The sequence below is a fragment of the Fictibacillus sp. B-59209 genome, from assembly GCF_036216745.1.
Classification (GTDB): Bacteria; Bacillota; Bacilli; order Bacillales; family Fictibacillaceae; genus Fictibacillus_C; species Fictibacillus_C marinisediminis.
This window is the reverse complement of record NZ_JARMMC010000016.1, coordinates 78,706-96,784: the sequence shown is the minus strand read 5'-3', so window position 1 is coordinate 96,784 and position 18,079 is coordinate 78,706. Positions and strand designations below refer to the sequence as shown.

The window sequence follows — 18,079 nt, the reverse complement described above, 5'->3', positions numbered from 1 at the left end:
TCGTTACACTATGTTAAATTCATCTTTTAATGTAACACGATGTCTACTTTTGCTGGGATCCATTGTGAAAATTTAAGGCTCTTTTCTAAAAGATTGTTGCTTTGGGAATCTTTTTGTAAATAGGCTTCATTGACAAGTTGATTGGAGTGCAAGGTGCGAGACTCCTCGAAAATGAATTTCACATTTTCTTCGTGCGATATAACGCTGCCGAAGCCTTCCTTGTCCTGCAGGAGAAGCGGGACAAGTGAGACCCACAGGCGCATACGCTGAGGAGGTAGGCGCTTGCGCCGGTAAGGCTCACCGCGGGCCCCGCGGAAAGCGAGCATCCTGAAACGGAAATCAACTACTCCTAAGAGCAACAAAGGTTACGAAAACAGCCAAAACTAAAAAATAGTTGGAGGGATTAGCATGAATCTTTATGTAATCTTAAAACGTACATTTGATACCGAAGAAAAGATCAGCATTTCTAACGGACAGATTTCTCATGATAGTGCCGAGTATATCATTAATCCTTATGATGAATATGCGATTGAAGAAGCGATTACCCTTCGCGATGCTCATGGCGGTGAAGTGACGGTTGTAACCGTAGGAACCGAAGAGTCAGAAAAAGAACTTCGTACAGCGTTGGCTATGGGTGCAGACAAAGCCGTTTTAATTGATAACGAAGATCTTGAGAACTCCGACCAATATACAACATCTGCAGTGCTGGCTGAGTTTTTCAAGGATAAAGAATATGATCTAATCCTTGGAGGAAACGTTGCGATTGATAACGGTTCCGGACAAGTCGGGCCGCGTTTGGCTGAACTATTGGGAATCCCGCAAGTCACAACCATTACGAAAATTGAAATCAATGGAACGGACGTAGCGATTGAGCGTGATGTGGAAGGAGACGTTGAGAAAATTGAAACGAAGCTTCCTTTGCTCGTCACAGCTCAGCAAGGTTTGAACGAACCTCGCTATCCATCGTTGCCAGGGATCATGAAAGCAAAGAAAAAGCCTCTTGAAACACTCGAAATCGATGATCTAGATATCGATGAAGAAGATGTTGAAGCAAAAACAAAGACCGTTGAAGTATTCTTGCCGCCTAAAAAAGAAGCTGGAAAAATTTTAAGCGGAGAAGTCAACGACCAAGTGAAAGAATTAGTTTCATTACTACGCTCAGAAGCAAAAGTGATATAAGGAGGAATGCTACATGTCTAAAAAAGTTCTTGTACTTGCGGAAGTCCGTGACGGTGAATTAAGAAATGTATCCTACGAGGCCATTGGTGCCGCTAAGGAAATTTCCTCTGGCGGTGAAGTGGTTGCCGTGCTTTGCGGCGAAGGTTTAAATGAAGCGGGACAGTCTTTAGTCCATTATGGAGCAGACCGAGTCATTCTTGCTGAGCACAGCCTGCTATCAACGTATTCTACAGACGGATATGTTCAGGCATTGCTTCAAGTCATCGGCCAGGAGAAGCCTGACGGATTGGTATTAGGCCACACAGCCCTTGGTAAGGATCTTTCACCAAGACTTGCTGCACGCCTTCAATCGGGTTTGATTTCAGACGTAACCTCTCTTGAACAAGCAGGAGACAATGTTGTTTTTACTCGTCCAATCTACTCCGGGAAAGCGTTCGAGAAAAAAGTAATTACGGACGGTCTTGTATTTGTAACCATCCGTCCGAACAATATTGCTCCGCTTGAAAAAGACGAAAGCCGTTCTGGAGATGTGTCTTCTCTAGCGGTTGATGTGAAGGATCTGCGCACCATTGTTAAAGATGTTGTCCGCAAAGCTTCTACAGGCGTTGATTTATCTGAAGCAAAAATTATCGTTGCCGGAGGACGCGGTGTGAAATCCGAGGATGGATTCAAACCGCTTCAAGAATTGGCTGATGTGCTTGGCGCTGCAGTCGGTGCATCCCGCGGTGCGTGTGATGCCGATTATTGTGACTACTCTCTTCAAATCGGACAAACAGGAAAAGTTGTTACACCTGACCTTTACATTGCCTGCGGAATTTCCGGAGCGATCCAGCATTTAGCGGGTATGTCCAATTCCAAAGTTATTGTTGCGATCAACAAAGATCCGGAAGCAAGCATCTTTTCTGTTGCAGACTACGGCATCGTAGGAGATCTGTTCGAAGTTGTCCCGTTGCTTACGGAAGAATTTAAGAATGTTTTAGTTAAATCATAAAAGATTTGGCTGGGCTGGCTGACAAAGCCGGCCTCTTTTTATACAATAAGTCCATCATGAATGATGAAAAATACGAAAGAAATGAGTGGACGCTGGTGACAACAATTGCTTTTGTAAGGCATGGCGTAACCGATTGGAACGCTGAGAGAAGAATTCAGGGCATCATGGATATTCCATTAAATGTAGAAGGGCGTGCACAGGCTGCGGCATTAGCCAAAAGGTTCGGGAAAGAACATTGGGATATGGTCTTTACTAGCCAGCTGGCACGTGCCCGTGAAACAGGCTCAATCATCGGAGAGGTACTCGGGTTTCCGATTCATACCGACAAGCGAATCCAGGAGGTTAACTTTGGCAGGCTGGAAGGTACGGATGAGCAGGCCCGTATAAAACGGTGGGGAGCTGAATGGAGTACCCTGGAACATGGAAAAGAGAAAAAAGAACAGGTATTAAAAAGAGGAAACGAATTTCTTGAAGAGCTGACACAGCATCAACAGGGCAAAAAAATCATCGTGGTCAGCCACGGCGCTTTCATCGGCACCATGCTAAAAGGCCTGCTGGCAAGCGATGAGTATGATGTTTCACTCGTTAATACGTCAGTGAGTATATTACATCATGTGGAGCGGCAGTGGGCATGTTCCCTCTTTAATTGTGATGTGCACTTGAAGCAGCCACACGGTTAATTATTTGGTTTGATTAAAGTGCAAGTTGGGAACGATAAATCTTGAGCAAACAAATAGATGTAAATTAGGTTTGATGATATACTCTTTTTACACGATGAAACTAAGGAGGCAATTTTAATATGGCAATCGTAAATGCAACTGATCAAACGTTCAGTCAAGAAACTAGTGAAGGTCTAGTACTTGCTGATTTTTGGGCACCTTGGTGCGGACCTTGTAAAATGATCGCGCCGGTTCTAGAAGAACTAGCAAGTGAAAATGAAGACTTAAAAGTAGTTAAACTTGACGTAGATGAAAACCAAGAAGTAGCCGGAAAATACGGAGTAATGAGCATCCCTACATTGATCGTTTTCAAAGACGGCGAAGTTGTTGACCAAGTCGTAGGTTTTCAGCCGAAAGAAGCGCTTGGCGAGCTTTTAAACAAACACAAATAATAACGAACATAATTAAGGCTGGCCTCTAATGGCTGGCCTTTTTTTGTATTAAAGTTTGGGACTGGATTTTCGTATACAAGGTTCCCCCACACAGCGTGTTGCTTGGTAAGGGTTTCTGCGCTTGCCGGGAATAAAACAACCGTTTCATATTTTGTATTTTAACTGCCAAAAATAAGGATATCATGCTATGATGTTACATAGAAAAAGGAGGGGAGAGACAACGTGGACACCATTAGAGAGAAGCTGGCTGTACTTCCGGATCAGCCCGGATGTTACTTAATGAGAGACCAATTCGGAAAAGTCATCTATGTGGGGAAAGCAAAAGTATTAAAAAACCGTGTAAGATCTTATTTTACCGGTTCACACGATGGGAAAACACAGCGTTTAGTCGCAAATATTTCCGATTTTGAATACATCATCACCTCCTCAGAGCTAGAAGCTCTCCTTCTTGAAATGAACCTGATCAAAAAACATGACCCTAAATTTAATGTCATGCTGAAAGATGATAAAACGTATCCGTATTTAAAGATTACTGCTGAACAGCAGCCCCGGCTCTTGTACACCAGAAAGATTAGAAAAGACAAGGGCAAATACTTTGGTCCGTTCGTTAATGCCTTTGCCGCACAAGAAACGAAAAAACTGCTGGACCGGCTGTATCCGTTGCGCAAATGTGATCATATGCCTAACAAAGTTTGCCTATATTACCATATCGGCCAATGCCTCGGCCCATGTGTTTATGATATTACCGAAGAACAGAACAAGAAGATGGTCGATGAAATCGTTAAGTTTCTGAACGGAGGCTTTCCTGAAGTGAAGGAGGAATTGACCGAGAAAATGCTGGCCGCTTCGGAAGACCTTAATTTTGAACGGGCGAAAGAACTGAGGGATCAGATCCAGCATATTGATGCGGTCATGCAGAAACAGAAAATGATGACCGCTGACATGGTGGATAAGGACGTTTTTGGTTTTCATTACGATAAAGGCTGGATGTGCGTCCAAGTCTTCTTTATCCGCCAAGGAAAGCTTATTGAACGTGATGTTTCCCTCTTTCCTTTCTATGGAGATGCCATCGAAGACTTTTTATCGTTTATTGGACAATTTTATCTTCAAAAAAATCATATTCTCCCGCGGGAACTTTTGCTGCCTCCTGAGGCGGACGGCGAATTGGTCAAGGATCTTCTCGGCGTGAAAGTGATACAGCCGAAACGCGGGCAAAAGAAAGAGTTTGTTGAACTTGCAACGAAGAATGCACAGCTCGCTCTGCACGAAAAATTTGCACTGATCGAGCGTGATGAGGAACGTACGGTAAAAGCGGTTGAAAATCTGGGGCTGCAATTAAACATTCCAGCTCCATACCGGATTGAAGCATTTGATAATTCCAACATTCATGGGACAAATCCAGTATCTGCGATGATTGTATTTGAAGACGGTAAACCGAACAAAAAAGAATACCGGAAATATAAAATTAAAACGGTGACAGGCCCTGATGACTACGCCTCCATGAAGGAAGTAGTCCGCAGGCGTTACTCCCGCATCTTAAAAGAGAATGGGCAGCTGCCGGATTTGATTATTATTGATGGAGGGAAAGGACAGATCGCTGCTGCGCAGGATGTTCTTGAAAACGAGCTGAACCTTGATATCCCGGTCGGAGGACTTGCTAAGGATGATAAGCACCGTACATCCCAGCTCTTGATGGGAAATCCACCTGAAATTATACCGCTGCTCAGAAACAGCCAGGAATTTTATCTGCTGCAGCGTATACAGGATGAAGTCCACAGGTTTGCTATCTCATTTCATCGTCAAGTGCGTGCGAAAGGCATGTTTCAATCAAGTCTCGATAACATTCCTGGAGTCGGTGAAAAAAGGAAAAAACTTTTGCTGAAAAAATTCGGTTCCATCAAGAAAATGAGAGAAGCCACTCTTGAGGATTTTCATGCGGCAGGCATTCCATTAAGTGTTGCAGAAGAAATTATTCAGGCTCTTCAAAATGAACCTTTATAAAGGTATTGATTTTTCAGAAGTCCTTTGCTAAACTTAAAACAAATTTTAATAGAGCGCCATACTTCAGTTTTGAAGTGATGGTAGAGGAGCAAAAACCAATAGTAAGCTATCTGAAGAGAAGGAGCTCTTATGATGGTAGCTGAAAGGGGATTTTTGCCGAAGCTTTAAGAAACTCCTGTTTCTTACGGCTGGACCTGCATTGAATAAATGCAGAGCTGTCACACATTCTTGCCCGGAGGGTGTGTGGAGGACTATCTCACAAGAGGGGAAAACAAGCTGGCTTACTGTTGCATATACCAAGCAGCAATAAGGTCTTTTCCTTATTGCTGCTTTTTTATATTTATTTTTGCATTTCAGTTTGTTGCGTAGTGGAAGCCGAGACAGGCTGGCCATATCTGGGTGCCTTTTGCAGGAAGGCAATAAATTCGATTTCATTGATGAGAAAGGATGGACATTGTGGCTTTAATCATTCAAAAATTCGGAGGTACAAGTGTCGGCACACCGGATAAAATCAGAAACGCGGCAAGTCGGATCATTCAAGCGGCAAACGAGGGGAATCAAGTAGTAGCGGTTGTCTCAGCAATGGGAAAAACAACGGATGATCTTGTGAGGCTGGCAGGTGAAATAACAGCAAGGCCTTCCAAACGTGAAATGGATATGCTTTTGACGACAGGAGAACAGATCACGATTTCACTGCTTGCGATGGCCCTTCAGGATGCCGGGTACGAAGCCGAGTCTCTGACTGGCTGGCAGGCTGGAGTTGAAACAGAAGATGTTCACGGCAACGCGCGCATCTTAAATATCGATACAAAAAGAATCCAGCAAATGCTTGCAGACGGGAAGATTGCAGTAGTTGCCGGTTTTCAAGGATTAACCTCTTCGGATAATATTGCAACACTGGGACGGGGAGGATCAGATACGACGGCCGTTGCTCTGGCAGCTGCTCTTCGTGCCGATAAATGCGAAATCTACACAGACGTTACTGGTGTATTTACAACAGACCCGCGGGTGGTGAAACATGCCAGAAAGCTGCCTTCCATCTCCTATGATGAAATGCTTGAAATGGCGAATCTCGGAGCGGGTGTGCTGCATCCGAGAGCTGTAGAATTCGCAAAGAATTTCGGAGTAAGACTTGAAGTTCGTTCGAGCACAGAGAAAGAAAACGGAACACTAGTGGAGGAGGAAGCAACAATGGAGAATAATTTAGTAGTGAGAGGATTGGCTTTTGAAGGAAACGTAACAAAAATTACGATTGAAGACCTGCCGAATGGCTTAAACACACTGTCTTCTGTTTTTTCCTTGTTGGCAGAGAATGGTGTTAATGTAGATATTATTATTCAGAGTGTAAACAAGCAGGAAAGAACAAACATATCGTTCTCCATTGAAACAGCGATCTTAGATGAAACAATTGAGCTTCTAGAAAGATATAAGAGTTTGCTTCAGTTTGGTTCCATCCAGCATGAAGATGGATTGGCTAAAGTATCTATTGTTGGTTCAGGAATGATTTCTAATCCAGGAGTAGCTGCACAGATGTTTAAGGCTCTTTCTGAGCAGGATATTATGATTAAAATGGTCAGCACATCAGAGATTAAAGTTTCTACGGTCGTTGATCAGCAGGATATGATTAAAGCGATTGAAACGCTGCACGACGTCTTTGAACTGGACGCAAGGCAGCCGGTTCAGCAGTTATAATAAGAAAAATCCGGGCGAAGCTGCCCGGATTTTTTTATAAATGGAAAAAATTCGCTGCAGGATTAAACCTGTACAGGTTCGTTTAAGAAGTCGATCTCAAATCCAAGGTCCTCAAGGATTTGGTTGTCAGCATTTGTTTCCTGTCCGTCGGTGGTCAGATAGTCGCCCACGAAAATAGAATTTGCAGCATAAAGGCCCAGCGGCTGAAGGCTGCGGAGATTTACCTCTCTGCCGCCTGAGATCCGAATCTCTTTCGTTGGATTAATATAACGGAACAAGGCGAGCACTTTTAAACAATAACGGGGGTTCAGCTCGTCAAGATGCTCGAGAGGAGTACCTGGTATAGCATGCAAAAAATTAACAGGGATAGAATCTGCATTGATCTCTCTTAGCGCTTCTGCCATCTTAATGATGTCGTGCCGGCTTTCGCCCATTCCTACGATAACGCCTGAACATGGGGAGATTCCTGCTGTTTTTACTTTTTCCAGAGTAGCCACTCTGTCTTCGTATGTATGAGAGTTTGTTATTTGGCTGTGGTGGTCTGAGGATGTGTTGATATTATGGTTATATCTTTCGACGCCCGCCTCTTTAAGGGACTGTGCCTGCTTATCATTTAAAATGCCGAGGCATGCGCATATTTTCATATTATAATTGGATTTAATCTCTTTTACAGCTTCAATGACGGTGTTCAAGTCCCGGTTCAGAGGTCCTCTTCCGCTTGCGACGATACAATAGGTTCTCACGTTTTGTTTATATGCCCTTTCCGCACCTTCAACAATCGTGTCTTTATCCATCATCGCATATTTTTCGATCGGCGCTGTGGAAACTGAAGACTGTGAACAATATCCGCAATCCTCAGGGCACAGGCCTGACTTTGTATTAATGATCTTATTCAGTTTCACCTTTTTTCCGAAATAATGCTTCCTGATCATAAACGCACCTTGCAGCAGGCTAAGCAGCTCGTCATCGTCTGATTCCAATATGGATAAGGCTTCTGTCTCGTTCAGTTCTTTACCTTCGATCACTTCTTTTCCAAGTTCCATCCAATTCATAGGTGATGCCTCCTTAATGTTAACTAATTTTATGTATAGGTTAACATTATGCCAGCTGTTTTGTATTGTCAACGCAAAAAAAACCGGCATATGCCGGTTTTTTGAGAGAAAAGAGTATTCTCTTTCTATTTTCAGGCTCCTTGTGAGCCTGCGGTTTCGTCTTTACGGTCCCATTGGACGGTAAATTGGATTTTGTTCTTTCGTTTCAAAGTTTCATAGGTTTCTGTAACACATTTTCTTTGATTTTGGATTTGTTCTGCGATAAATCCAGCCTCGAGACCGAATGTAGGATTATCCTGCAAATCGAATCGTTTGTTGATAAGAGAGGAAGACAGTTCGAGTACCATCTCGTTCTTATTCATTTCAGCGATGATCAGATTGCCCCAGCCGGCTTCCGAGAAAAAATGAACAATTTCTTCAGTGGAACCCAATGGGAATTTCCTTGCCAGGTTTCTTCCTGCCCAATATAGGATGTTCCGTTCTTCTTTTCCCAGCAGATCCGGGATCAGAATGTTTTTCAGCAGCTCATATGCGAATACAGAAACTCCTGCAGCAGGCTTACTGTCCTTCTCGGTTGTTTCTTCTTCGTTGTGTTGGATGTCCTCATGTTGTTCCATTTAGATCTCCCCGCTTTCTACTTGTTCCATTATAGCTTGAATAAAATAATTTCTCTATAAAAAGTCACACATTTGTCGAAATTTAAGTGAGGGTCTGCCTTGAAAAAAGTTAGGGAAATCAACAGATTTTTGAACTTTTTATGTTACCGGTTTCTTGACGGTGTCAAACGATGGGAGTAAAATGAAACATGTTATTAGTTAACGCTTTAATGTTCATCTTATTTACTGCAAGCGGAGAGGAAACGCTTAAACGGAATGGATAGAAACCAATGGTTTCAGAAAAAGACAGAGGGAACTTAGAAAGGGGCAAATTGTATGGCAGGAAGTCGCAATTTTAACACGAGAAGACTACATTCTTTACTGGGCGTAATCCCGGTTGGCTTATTCCTGCTCCAGCATCTTGTTGTGAACAACTTTGCAACAAGAGGGGCAGAATCATTTAATAATGCAGCGAATTTTATGGGACATTTACCTTTCCGTTATGTTCTGGAAGCGGTTATAATTTTTATTCCTCTTTATTTCCATGCGATTTACGGACTTTATATTACCTTCACGGCTAAAAACAACGCAAGCCGTTATGGATATTTCCGTAACTGGATGTTCCTCTTACAGCGTGTAACTGGCGTAATTACGCTAATTTTTGTTTCCTGGCATGTTTGGGAAACTCGTATTGCAGCAGCATTTGGAGCAGAAGTTAACTTTTCGATGATGTCAGACATCTTAAGCTCACCATTTATGGTGGCCTTTTATTTGGTTGGGGTATTATCCGCAGTCTTTCATTTTGCGAACGGATTATGGTCATTTTTTGTCAGCTGGGGTCTTACGGTTTCGCCTCGATCACAGAGAGTTTCAACTTACGTAACGATGGCAGTTTTCCTAGCACTTGCATTCGTTAGCGTTCGAACTATTTTTGCATTCATTTAAGAAGGGGTGAACCATCTTGAGTAAAGGAAATATTATTATCGTCGGTGGAGGTCTTGCAGGGCTAATGGCTACCATTAAAGCAGCAGAAGCCGGCATGAACGTTGACTTGTTTTCACTAGTTCCTGTTAAGCGCTCTCACTCTGTTTGTGCGCAGGGCGGAATTAACGGTGCTGTAAATACAAAAGGAGAAGGCGACTCTCCTTATGTGCATTTTGACGATTCTATTTATGGAGGAGACTTCCTTGCGAACCAGAGTCCGGTTAAAGCGATGTGTGAAGCGGCTCCAGGAATCATCCACCTTATGGACCGTATGGGAGTTATGTTCAACCGTACTCCAGAAGGATTGCTGGACTTCCGCCGTTTCGGGGGCACACAGCATCACCGTACCGCATTTGCCGGTGCAACTACAGGACAGCAGCTTTTGTATGCGCTGGATGAGCAAGTAAGACGCCATGAAGTTGCAGGTCTTGTTACAAAGTATGAAAACTGGGAATTCCTATCTGCTATTGTGGATGATGAAGGCGTTTGCCGAGGAATCACAGCCCAAAACTTAAAATCTATGGAAATCCACAGCTTTGCAGCGGATGCTGTTATTATGGCTACTGGAGGACCTGGAATCATTTTCGGTAAATCTACGAACTCTGTCATCAATACCGGGGCAGCAGCAGCATCTCTTTATCAGCAAGGTGTTGATTACGCAAACGGCGAGTTTATTCAAATTCATCCGACAGCGATTCCTGGAGATGACAAACTTCGTTTAATGAGTGAATCAGCACGTGGAGAAGGCGGCCGTGTATGGACGTATAAAGACGGTAAACCTTGGTACTTCCTTGAAGAAAAATATCCGGCTTACGGTAACCTTGTGCCTCGTGATATCGCAACACGTGAGATTTTCCATGTGTGTGTTGACGAAAAACTTGGAATCAACGGCGAAAACATGGTTTATCTTGACCTTTCACATAAAGATCCGAAAGAGCTTGATATCAAGCTTGGCGGAATTATAGAAATCTATGAAAAGTTCATGGGTGATGACCCTCGAAAAGTTCCGATGAAAATCTTCCCTGCAGTCCACTATTCAATGGGCGGCATGTGGGTTGACTTTAATCAGATGACCAACATTCCTGGTCTTTTTGCTGCGGGTGAATGTGAGTACCAATATCATGGTGCAAACCGTTTGGGTGCGAATTCCCTTCTATCTGCAATCTTCGGCGGAATGCAAGCTGGCCCTGCAGCAGCGGCATATGTCAGCGGACTTGAGAAGTCTTCTGATGATGTTGCATCCACTGTATTTGAACATCAAGTTCGCAAAGAACAAGAAAAATACGACAATATCATGAGCATGGACGGAAACGAAAATGCTTACGTCCTTCATAAAGAGCTCGGTGAGTGGATGACGGATAATGTAACGGTTGTCCGTTATAACAACAAGTTAAAACAAACGGATGATAAGATCCTTGAGCTTATGGAGCGTTACAAGAAGATCAACATTAACGATACGTCTAAATGGAGTAACCAAGGGGCTTCCTTTACCCGCCAGCTATGGCACATGCTTCAGCTGGGACGCGTTATCACACTTGGTGCTCTAAACCGTGACGAAAGCCGTGGAGCGCACTACAAACCAGACTTCCCGGACCGTAATGATGATGAGTGGCTAAAAACAACGAAAGCAACATTTAATGCTGCGACGAATGGTCCTGATTTCTCTTATGAAGAAGTCGACATCCAATATATCAAGCCGCGTAAACGTGATTATTCTAAAAAGAAAGCTGAGGCGAAATAAGGATGAGCGCAAAAACAATTAAGTTTATCATCACAAGACAAGACAGTCCTGAATCCGCCCCATACCAAGAAGAATTCGAGCTTTCATACCGTCCGAACATGAACGTCATTTCCGCATTGATGGAGATCCGCCGTAATCCTGTGAACGCAAAAGGGGAAGCAACGACTCCGATTACATGGGAAATGAACTGCCTTGAGGAAGTATGCGGAGCCTGTTCTATGGTTATTAACGGGAAACCGCGTCAATCATGTACAGCTCTTGTTGATAAGCTTGAGCAGCCGATCCGCTTGGAACCAATGAAAACTTTCCCGGTAGTCCGTGACTTGGCTGTTGACAGAAGCCGCATGTTTGATGCTTTGAAAAGAGTTAAAGCGTGGATTCCGATTGACGGTACTTATGATTTAGGCCCAGGACCTCGTATGCCTGAAACCAAGCGTCAATGGGCATATGAACTTTCTAAATGTATGACATGCGGTGTTTGTCTTGAAGCATGTCCGAACGTTAACAGCAAATCTGATTTTATTGGCCCAGCGCCTTTATCTCAGGTTCGTCTCTTCAATGCGCATCCAACTGGAGCAATGAATAAAGAAGAGCGTTTAAATGCATTGATGACTGACGGCGGGCTAGCGTCTTGCGGTAACTCGCAAAACTGCGTACAATCATGCCCGAAAGGAATTCCTTTGACAACATCGATTGCTGCTCTAAACAGGGATACAACATTCCAAGCATTCAAGAACTTTTTCGGAAGCGACAGAGTTTAATAAAAATCAGGGGCTGCCCAGAAAGTCGAAAATTGACCNNCCGCCGGTGCTTGCACCAAGAGGCTCACCGCACGCCCCGCGGAAAGCGAGCAGCCTGGAACGGAAATCAACAGCTTACAGACTTCTTGGACAGCCCCTTTTTTTATTTCTCAGGCAAAAGCGGACAGGTTTTGGGGCATCCATCCAGCTATTGAATAAAAATGGGCTTCATTTTTTGAAAGAAGGGGACAAAAAACCATTACTTTTTCTTTGAACCAAGTCACTCCTAAAAACTTCTTAACATAGTATATGTTGACTAAATACTTCCAATTTGCAAATTGTGCATTGGCAGTTCTTTAAACCCTAGCAAGGAGGGGTGAAATCATTGAAAGAGAAACACTACCGACCGAAGCCTCTACTTACAAAACGAGAAAGAGAAGTTTTTGAACTATTGGTCCAAGACAAGACGACAAAAGAAATCGCAGAACAGCTTTTTATCAGCGAGAAGACCGTTCGTAACCATATTTCCAACACGATGCAAAAGCTTGGGGTAAAAGGGCGATCTCAAGCCGTCGTAGAATTACTGAGGCTTGGAGAACTAGAAATTTAGTCGGGAAACGGCTTTCCATGAAAGCCGTTTTCTTTTTTATATTCAAAGGTGCATTCAAATTCCATACCGTCTTTTGAGCTTCACTCTTTAAGTCTTGACTTCATAAGTAGTTTTCTTAATTGATAAACATCCTTTTTTGGGCTATGATGTAGGCATTGCGAAATTTGGGCTTCTGCTTGAAAGGATTGAAAAAGGATGAATGGTCCCTTTCATATACAAAAAACACTCAATAATAATGCGGTTGTTGCATCAAATGCCTCCAGCCAGGAACTGATTATCATCGGAAAGGGAATTGGCTTCGGCAAGAAAATGGGCGATGTCATAACGGATGATGCCATTGATAAACTTTATATTTTAACCAATGAAAAAGAGCAGGAGCAGTACAAAACTCTTGTGCATTCTCTTGATGAGTCCTTTATCGAACTGCTGAATGATGTGATAACCCATATAGAGGAACGAATGCAAACTACGCTAAATGAACATATTCATGTCGCGCTGACCGATCATGTTGCATTTGCTGTTAAGCGACTGGAGCAGGGAATGGATATTCGAAATCCTTTTCTTTCTGAGACCCAAACCCTTTACCCAAAGGAATACACGGTAGCTGAAGAGGTGATCGAACAGATCAACCAGTCACTCGGCATTCACCTGCCCGAAGGCGAGATCGGCTTTGTTGCACTGCATATACATAGTGCGGTTACCAATAAAAGTTTAAGCGATATTAACGAACACTCCAGGATGATTAACAGTCTGGCTGCGATTATTGAGGAATCTCTCTCCATTAAACTGGACCATAAGAGCATCAACTATCTCAGGCTTGTCAGGCATCTGCGCCATACGATCGAACGTATGGAGATGGGTGAGCAAGTGGATAAGCAAGAAAAATTAGCAAAGGTGTTGAAAGAGGAATATCCTTTGTGCTACAATCTTGCTTGGAAGTTAATTAAGGTAATGCAAAATACTTTAAATAAACCGATACCAGAGGCGGAAGCAGTGTATCTGACGATGCATTTGCAAAGGCTTACTTAATTTTATACATCGTGCTTTTGCTTTACGTGTTACTGATTCGATCAGGCATGAGTGAAGAAAAAAGTGTAGTAAGGGCTTAATTCGGATATTCTATATCTGATTAGCTTTTGTATGCGCTTTTTTGTCACTTATGCCTTTTTTTGGTTTATTCAGCTTCCAGCACAAAGAAAAAATAAATTTAAGGAGGAAAGTCCCGTGTGGAAAAGTATTTTTGGAGTACTGCAGAGGGTAGGTAAAGCATTGATGCTTCCTGTAGCCATCCTGCCTGCAGCTGGTTTGCTGCTCGCATTTGGTAACGCGTTCAAAAACCCTGCATTGCTCGATAAGTTACCTGCTTTAAAAGCAGGCTGGTTCCAGCTTGTAGCAAGCGTTATGGAAAACTCGGGGAATATTGTGTTTTCTAACCTGTCCTTGCTTTTTGCAGTCGGTGTTGCCGTCGGACTAGCTGGCGGAGAAGGTGTAGCAGGACTTGCTGCCATTATTGGATATCTAATTATGAATGTAACGATGGGTACGTTAAAAGGCATTACGCCTGATATGATCAAAGACAACCCGGAGTTTGCAAATGTGCTGGGTATACCCACCCTGCAAACAGGAGTTTTTGGCGGTATCATCGTTGGTATTCTTGCCTCCTATCTTTATAAACGGTTCTATAAGATTGAACTACCTTCATACTTAGGATTCTTTGCAGGTAAACGATTTGTCCCAATTATTACAGCGGTTTCATCATTGGTTCTTGGTATCATCATGATTGGTGTATGGCCATATGCTCAAAACGGATTAAACTCTTTCTCACACTTTATGCTAGACTCAAACCGAACATTGGCTGCTTTCGTTTTTGGAGTAATCGAACGTTCGTTAATTCCTTTTGGACTTCACCACATCTTCTACTCTCCATTCTGGTTTGAGTTTGGACAGTACACAGACAAAGCCGGAGACATCGTCCGAGGTGACCAAAAGATCTTCTTTGCACAGATTAAAGATGGTGCACCATTAACAGCAGGTACTTTCATGACAGGTAAATTCCCATTCATGATGTTTGGTCTGCCTGCGGCAGCACTTGCGATGTATCACGAAGCTCGTCCTGAGCACAAAAAAGTTGTAGCCGGTATCATGGGTTCTGCAGCATTAACTTCTTTCCTAACAGGAATTACAGAACCAATCGAGTTTACATTCTTGTTTGTTGCTCCAGTTCTATTCGGAATTCATGCAATCTTCGCCGGGTTGTCATTTATGACAATGCAGCTGTTAAATGTTAAAATCGGTATGACATTCTCTGGTGGAGTCATTGACTATCTTCTATTCGGAGTTCTGCCTAACCGTACTGCTTGGTGGCTGGTTATTCCAGTTGGTTTAGTCTTTGCAGTCATTTATTACTTTGGATTCCGATTCGTCATCCGTAAATGGGATCTTAAGACTCCAGGACGCGAAGTGGTGGACGATGAGGTTGAAACAAACGTCAGCGTGAGCAACGAAGGGTCTTTAGCTGCTAATATCCTTGAAGGACTAGGCGGAAAAGAGAACATTAAAGATCTTGATGCATGTATTACACGTTTGCGTGTTGCTGTAAATGATGCGAAAAATGTCGATAAAGATCGCCTCAAAAAATTAGGTGCATCTGGAGTTCTTGAAATGGGGAACAACATCCAAGCCATCTTTGGGACACGTTCTGATACCATCAAGAGCGAGATCAAAGACATTATGGACGGTAAAGTGGTAGCGGCTAAAAAAGAGCCATTAACCCAAAAAACAGAAATGGAAGTTCCAGCTCCTGCGGTAGCTGAGCGTTTCGTTTCTCCGCTTGAAGGGAAAATCATCCCTATCACAGAAGTGCCTGACCAAGTCTTTTCAGGTAAAATGATGGGTGACGGCTTTGCAGTCGAACCTTCAAATGGAACGGTAGTATCACCGGTAAACGGAAAAATCATCAATGTATTCCCAACGAAGCATGCGATTGGAATTGAATCTGACGGCGGCCGTGAAATTTTGATCCATTTTGGAATCGATACGGTCAAACTTAAAGGTGAAGGCTTCGAATCGTTTGTAAATGAGGGTGACATCATAGAACAAGGACAAGAATTAATGAAAGTTAATCTTGAATTTGTTAAGGAAAACACTCCGTCAGTAATTACACCGATCGTGTTTACGAACCTTGCTGAAGGAGAAAGCATTCACCTTGAAAAAACAGGAACCGTGTCTAAAGGTGAAGAAGATATTATTACTATCAAATAAAAATAACGAAGGAGTTTTCAATCATGGCAGAAAAAACTTTTAAAGTAACAAGTGACTCGGGAATTCACGCACGTCCGGCAACTGTATTAGTAAACCAAGCAGGGCAATTCAGCTCTGACATTACACTTGGTTATAACGGGAAAAACGTAAACCTTAAATCCATCATGGGTGTAATGAGCCTTGGTATCCAAAGCGGTTCTGAAATCACAATCAAAGCTGAAGGTTCTGATGCTGATGAAGCATTGGCTGCTATTGAAGATGTAATGAAAAAGGAAGGACTTGGTGAGTAATGTCTGAAAAGATTTCAGGTATTGCTGCATCAGCTGGCATTGCGATTGCCAAAGCATTTATTCTTGAAAACCCTGAATTAATCATTGAAAAAAAGCCGGTTGAAAATACCGGTCTTGAGGTTGAACGGTTTTCGGCTGCAGTAGAAAAAGCGAAAGGCGAACTTCAGGTTATTAAAGAAAATGCATTAAAGGAATTAGGAGAAGATAAGGCAGCGATTTTTGCTGCCCATCTTCTTGTCCTTGAGGACCCAGAGCTAATTGATGCAGTTAAAACCAAAATTCAGAATGAAAATGTCAACGCTGAGAGTGCGATGGATGAGATTTCAGGAATGTTTATCAGCATGTTTGAGCAGATGGATAATGAGTATATGAAAGAACGTGCGGCGGATATCCGTGATGTATCCAAGCGCGTCCTCGCTCATTTGCTGGGCGTTCAATTCTCTTCTCCGGCAAGCATCTCAGAGGAAGTAGTGATCATTGCCGAAGACTTGACGCCATCCGATACAGCACAGCTTAACCGTAGGTTTGTTCTTGGATTTGCGACGGATATTGGCGGAAGAACCTCTCATTCAGCCATCATGTCCCGTTCCATGGAAATCCCGGCAGTTGTTGGGACGAAAACAGTAACAGAAAAAATCTCCAGCGGAACCCTGCTTATTATTGATGGACTTGATGGTGAAGTCATCGTTGATCCATCCAATGAAGAGCTTGAACTCTATAAGAAGAAGCAAGAGGAATACAAAGCGCAAAAAGCTGAATGGGCGAAACTCGTAAACGAACAAACGACAACGGCTGACGGACACCATGCTGAACTTGCTGCTAATATCGGTACACCACAGGATGTTAAAGGTGTTCTTGAAAACGGTGCAGAAGGCGTCGGTCTTTACCGTACCGAATTCTTGTACATGGGTCGCGACCAGTTACCGACGGAAGAAGAGCAGTTTAAGGCATATAAAGAAGTCCTTGAAAAAATGGAAGGAAAACCTGTCGTTATCCGTACGCTTGACATCGGTGGAGACAAAGAGCTTCCATACCTTGATCTTCCAAAGGAAATGAATCCGTTCCTTGGCTTTAGAGCGATTCGCCTTTGCCTGGAACAACAAGAGATCTTCAGAACACAGCTGAGAGCTTTGCTTCGTGCGAGTGCTTACGGAAACTTGAAAATCATGTTTCCGATGATTGCAACATTGGTTGAATTCCGATCGGCTAAGCAAGTTCTTCTTGAAGAAAAAGAAAAACTTGTAAAAGAAGGAGTATCCGTTTCAGAGAACATCGAAATCGGAATCATGGTAGAGATTCCTTCCACCGCTGTCCTTTCTGACCGTTTTGCAAAAGAAGTCGATTTCTTTTCCATTGGTACGAACGACCTTATCCAGTACACGATGGCAGCAGACAGGATGAACGAAAGGGTTTCTTACCTTTACCAGCCATACAATCCGGCAATCCTTCGGTTGATCCAAATGGTGATTACTGCTGCCCATAAAGAAGGAAAATGGGTTGGAATGTGCGGTGAGATGGCCGGCGATCCGATTGCGATTCCTATTCTTCTGGGCCTTGGACTTGATGAATTCTCCATGAGTGCAACATCAGTCCTTCCTGCGAGAAGCCAGCTTTCCAAACTTTCCAAAGCGCAAGCAGAAAAACATGTAGACACCATTTTAAACATGGATACTGCTGAAGATGTTGTGAAGTTTGTTAACGAAAATTTCTAAAACAAAGTAAAGCTGATTTCCCTTTCACTGCCTTAGTGCAGCGAAAGGGAATCGGCTTTTCTTCTTTGGCTGGAGTTGACAAGAACATCGTTTTTATTTTATTCTTTGGTAGGATTTTT

Annotated in this window: 16 protein-coding genes and 1 riboswitch; of the genes, 14 read left to right on the top strand and 2 right to left on the bottom strand. The window is 43.1% G+C overall.

The annotated features are described in order from the left end of the window. Positions 1-408: 408 nt before the first annotated feature. The 6 genes from P4361_RS12255 (at position 409) to P4361_RS12230 (ending at position 6,974) form a co-directional block, all read left to right on the top strand. Positions 409-1,179 (top strand): electron transfer flavoprotein subunit beta/FixA family protein, encoded by a 771-nt coding sequence (locus tag P4361_RS12255; protein ID WP_328089595.1) that lies wholly within the window; start codon positions 409-411, stop codon positions 1,177-1,179. Between the two features lie 13 nt (positions 1,180-1,192). Next, entirely contained in the window at positions 1,193-2,170 is a 978-nt protein-coding gene (locus tag P4361_RS12250) for an electron transfer flavoprotein subunit alpha/FixB family protein (RefSeq protein WP_053357632.1), read from the top strand. A gap of 56 nt (positions 2,171-2,226) precedes the next feature. Next, entirely contained in the window at positions 2,227-2,850 is a 624-nt protein-coding gene (locus tag P4361_RS12245; RefSeq protein WP_328089594.1) for a histidine phosphatase family protein, read from the top strand. A 119-nt stretch (positions 2,851-2,969) separates the two neighbouring features. After that, positions 2,970-3,281, top strand: a complete 312-nt coding sequence (gene trxA, locus P4361_RS12240) for a thioredoxin (RefSeq protein WP_053357633.1) — start codon at positions 2,970-2,972, stop codon at positions 3,279-3,281. A 222-nt stretch (positions 3,282-3,503) separates the two neighbouring features. Then, positions 3,504-5,282, top strand: coding sequence for an excinuclease ABC subunit UvrC (gene uvrC, locus P4361_RS12235; protein ID WP_328089593.1), 1,779 nt, complete (start codon positions 3,504-3,506; stop codon positions 5,280-5,282). A gap of 73 nt (positions 5,283-5,355) precedes the next feature. Next, positions 5,356-5,544: riboswitch (Lysine riboswitch) on the top strand. A gap of 194 nt (positions 5,545-5,738) precedes the next feature. Then, entirely contained in the window at positions 5,739-6,974 is a 1,236-nt protein-coding gene (locus P4361_RS12230; protein ID WP_256226255.1) for an aspartate kinase, read from the top strand. A 62-nt stretch (positions 6,975-7,036) separates the two neighbouring features. Here P4361_RS12230 and bioB read toward each other — a convergent pair whose 3' ends face one another. Both bioB and P4361_RS12220 read right to left on the bottom strand, forming a co-directional pair. Beyond that, positions 7,037-8,026 carry a biotin synthase BioB gene (gene bioB / locus P4361_RS12225; RefSeq protein WP_328089592.1) on the bottom strand — a complete coding sequence of 330 codons (990 nt, stop codon included), beginning with the start codon at positions 8,024-8,026 and terminating at the stop codon, positions 7,037-7,039. A 131-nt stretch (positions 8,027-8,157) separates the two neighbouring features. Continuing rightward, positions 8,158-8,643 carry a YslB family protein gene (locus P4361_RS12220; RefSeq protein WP_062233987.1) on the bottom strand — a complete coding sequence of 162 codons (486 nt, stop codon included), beginning with the start codon at positions 8,641-8,643 and terminating at the stop codon, positions 8,158-8,160. A 315-nt stretch (positions 8,644-8,958) separates the two neighbouring features. Between P4361_RS12220 and P4361_RS12215 the strand changes: the two genes are divergently transcribed. The 8 genes from P4361_RS12215 (at position 8,959) to ptsP (ending at position 17,960) form a co-directional block, all read left to right on the top strand. Then, positions 8,959-9,567 (top strand): succinate dehydrogenase cytochrome b558 subunit, encoded by a 609-nt coding sequence (locus P4361_RS12215; RefSeq protein ID WP_053357636.1) that lies wholly within the window; start codon positions 8,959-8,961, stop codon positions 9,565-9,567. Positions 9,568-9,583: 16 nt separating this feature from the next. After that, positions 9,584-11,347: a succinate dehydrogenase flavoprotein subunit gene (sdhA, locus tag P4361_RS12210; protein ID WP_062233993.1), complete on the top strand. Its 1,764-nt coding sequence runs from the start codon at positions 9,584-9,586 to the stop codon at positions 11,345-11,347. A 2-nt stretch (positions 11,348-11,349) separates the two neighbouring features. Beyond that, positions 11,350-12,108 carry a succinate dehydrogenase iron-sulfur subunit gene (sdhB, locus tag P4361_RS12205; protein WP_091004066.1) on the top strand — a complete coding sequence of 253 codons (759 nt, stop codon included), beginning with the start codon at positions 11,350-11,352 and terminating at the stop codon, positions 12,106-12,108. 364 nt (positions 12,109-12,472) lie between these two features. Continuing rightward, positions 12,473-12,697, top strand: coding sequence for a helix-turn-helix domain-containing protein (locus tag P4361_RS12200; protein WP_007202417.1), 225 nt, complete (start codon positions 12,473-12,475; stop codon positions 12,695-12,697). Between the two features lie 195 nt (positions 12,698-12,892). Next, the gene (gene glcT, locus P4361_RS12195; protein WP_091004069.1) at positions 12,893-13,726 is read left to right on the top strand and encodes a glucose PTS transporter transcription antiterminator GlcT; all 834 of its coding nucleotides are present in this window, start codon (positions 12,893-12,895) and stop codon (positions 13,724-13,726) included. A 243-nt stretch (positions 13,727-13,969) separates the two neighbouring features. Beyond that, positions 13,970-15,958: a glucose-specific PTS transporter subunit IIBC gene (ptsG, locus tag P4361_RS12190; protein ID WP_053358513.1), complete on the top strand. Its 1,989-nt coding sequence runs from the start codon at positions 13,970-13,972 to the stop codon at positions 15,956-15,958. 23 nt (positions 15,959-15,981) lie between these two features. Further along, the gene (locus tag P4361_RS12185) at positions 15,982-16,248 is read left to right on the top strand and encodes a phosphocarrier protein HPr (protein WP_062234000.1); all 267 of its coding nucleotides are present in this window, start codon (positions 15,982-15,984) and stop codon (positions 16,246-16,248) included. After that, entirely contained in the window at positions 16,248-17,960 is a 1,713-nt protein-coding gene (gene ptsP, locus P4361_RS12180) for a phosphoenolpyruvate--protein phosphotransferase (RefSeq protein ID WP_062234004.1), read from the top strand. Before P4361_RS12185 ends, ptsP begins: the two co-directional genes overlap by 1 nt. Positions 17,961-18,079: the final 119 nt, after the last annotated feature.

Coding starts and splice junctions, on each gene's coding strand:
- P4361_RS12250 (WP_053357632.1), top strand. CDS start 1,193: ATGTCTAAAAAAGTTCTTGTACTTGCGGAAGTCCGTGACGGTGAATTA.
- glcT (WP_091004069.1), top strand. CDS start 12,893: ATGAATGGTCCCTTTCATATACAAAAAACACTCAATAATAATGCGGTT.
- bioB (WP_328089592.1), bottom strand. CDS start 8,026: ATGAATTGGATGGAACTTGGAAAAGAAGTGATCGAAGGTAAAGAACTG.
- ptsG (WP_053358513.1), top strand. CDS start 13,970: ATGCTTCCTGTAGCCATCCTGCCTGCAGCTGGTTTGCTGCTCGCATTT.
- trxA (WP_053357633.1), top strand. CDS start 2,970: ATGGCAATCGTAAATGCAACTGATCAAACGTTCAGTCAAGAAACTAGT.
- sdhB (WP_091004066.1), top strand. CDS start 11,350: ATGAGCGCAAAAACAATTAAGTTTATCATCACAAGACAAGACAGTCCT.
- P4361_RS12255 (WP_328089595.1), top strand. CDS start 409: ATGAATCTTTATGTAATCTTAAAACGTACATTTGATACCGAAGAAAAG.
- ptsP (WP_062234004.1), top strand. CDS start 16,248: ATGTCTGAAAAGATTTCAGGTATTGCTGCATCAGCTGGCATTGCGATT.
- P4361_RS12245 (WP_328089594.1), top strand. CDS start 2,227: ATGAATGATGAAAAATACGAAAGAAATGAGTGGACGCTGGTGACAACA.
- P4361_RS12220 (WP_062233987.1), bottom strand. CDS start 8,643: ATGGAACAACATGAGGACATCCAACACAACGAAGAAGAAACAACCGAG.
- P4361_RS12215 (WP_053357636.1), top strand. CDS start 8,959: ATGGCAGGAAGTCGCAATTTTAACACGAGAAGACTACATTCTTTACTG.
- P4361_RS12185 (WP_062234000.1), top strand. CDS start 15,982: ATGGCAGAAAAAACTTTTAAAGTAACAAGTGACTCGGGAATTCACGCA.